Source organism: Virgibacillus sp. CM-4 (assembly GCF_000445495.1).
Classification (GTDB): Bacteria; Bacillota; Bacilli; order Bacillales; family Amphibacillaceae; genus Virgibacillus; species Virgibacillus salexigens.
In genome coordinates this window covers 1-1,757 of sequence record NZ_AUQA01000014.1, presented here as the reverse complement: position 1 = coordinate 1,757, position 1,757 = coordinate 1, and the positions used below count along the sequence as shown (strand labels likewise).

The 1,757-nt window shown below is 45.5% G+C and carries 1 pseudogene; it reads left to right on the top strand.

What is annotated here, in order from left to right:
• The first annotated feature begins 192 nt into the window (after nucleotides 1-192).
• A pseudogene (locus tag M948_RS42395) lies at nucleotides 193-1,673 on the top strand (IS1182 family transposase).
• Nucleotides 1,674-1,757: the final 84 nt, after the last annotated feature.

The window sequence follows — 1,757 nt, the reverse complement described above, 5'->3', positions numbered from 1 at the left end:
GGTATAAATACAAATAAGAGAAGGCCAAACGACACGCCTTTGGCACACTAGGCGAATCGCCGGCCTTGAACCGCATTGTGCATCATCAACAGGAAAAGGTGTCCCATCCATGGGACACCTCAGCTTGTCGACAAAGTCGACAAGCTGTTTTATTATGAAGGTAAGACGAGGGAGAAATGGAGGAAAGGAACGATGCTTCGGCCACACCAAGAAGATGGGCGCTATACCGAAACCACGGTGAAACTGGATGATCTGGTTCCAGAGGATCACTTGGTAAGAAAGCTGGATGCGGCCATTGATTTTTCTTTTATCTATGATGTGGTGAAAGATCTCTACTCTCCTGATCATGGACGTCCGAGCATTGATCCAGTGATGTTGTTTAAAATGTATTTGATTCAGTATGTATTTGGGATTCGCTCCATGCGTGAAACCGTCGAACAAATCCGAACCAACGTCGCCTACCGTTGGTTTTTAGGACTTAGTCTTCATGATCCCGTTCCTCATCACTCGACGCCAAGTAAAAACTATGCGCGTCGTTTCGCTGGAACGGATGTATTCCATCAAATTTTTTCACGGATTTTAAAAGAAGCCTTTGAACACGGATTGGTAGATTCGAGTGTCTTGTACGTAGACTCCACTCATGTCAAAGCAAGCGCCAATAAAAAGAAGTTTACAACGGAAATGGCAGAAGTCGAAGCCAAAGCCTACCAACAGGAACTCGAAAAAGAAATCGAACGGGATCGGATCGCTCATGGAAAATCGCCGTTGCCATCTGAGAAAAAAAAAAACGGGAAGTAAAAGTAAGCAAAACGGATCCGGAGAGCGGACTGTTGGTGAAAAATGAACGGGAGCGAGTGTTTGCCTATTCGTATCATACAGCTTGTGATCGCAACGGATGGATTCTACAGACCTACGTGACGGCAGCCAACGTCCATGACAGTCAAGCGTTTTTTGTGCTGTTCGAACGAGTGAAACGGGAAATCCAATCATGTCCGGAAGCCGTGTGTGTAGACGCAGGATATAAAACTCCTGCCATTGCCAAGTATTTACTCGAACAAGGGGTAAAGCCGATTTGGCCGTACACTCGCCCGAAAACAAAAGATGGATTCTTTCGGAAATCAGATTTTGTGTATGACGAATATTTTGATTGTTATCTATGCCCCAATGATCAAGTTCTATCTTACTCTACTACGAATCGGGAAGGGTACCGGGAATACAAATCGGACCCGGCGGTGTGCCGAAGCTGTCCGTATCTTCATCAGTGCACGCAAAGCAAGAGCTACACCAAAGTAGTCACTCGCCACGTATGGCAGGACTACTATGAAGAAGCAGAGCATTTGCGGTATGTTCCGGAATACCGGGAACTCTATGCCCTCCGAAAAGAGACGATTGAACGGGATTTCGCCGATATGAAAGAGAAGCATGGTCTGCGCTGGACGCATTACCGGGGATTGGAAAAAAATGAGGCGCAGGCGATGCTTGTTTGTGCTGCCATGAATTTAAAAAAACTGGCGAATTACCTATGGAAGGCGAAGCACCGCCCTTTCTTTTCCTTTGCATGGCTTCCCATCCTACCCACTTTTTTTGAAAACATAGTCTATTTATGGAACAAAATGGGTTTCAGACATTCGTCTGAAACCCATTTTGTCAACAGTCTGAAGCGTCCTAATTAGGACGCTTTTTTTCTTCCTTCGTTCACACTGTGAATCCATAGGGAAAAGACGCGAAGCCATTTTAAAAAACAAGAACGAGCGAAA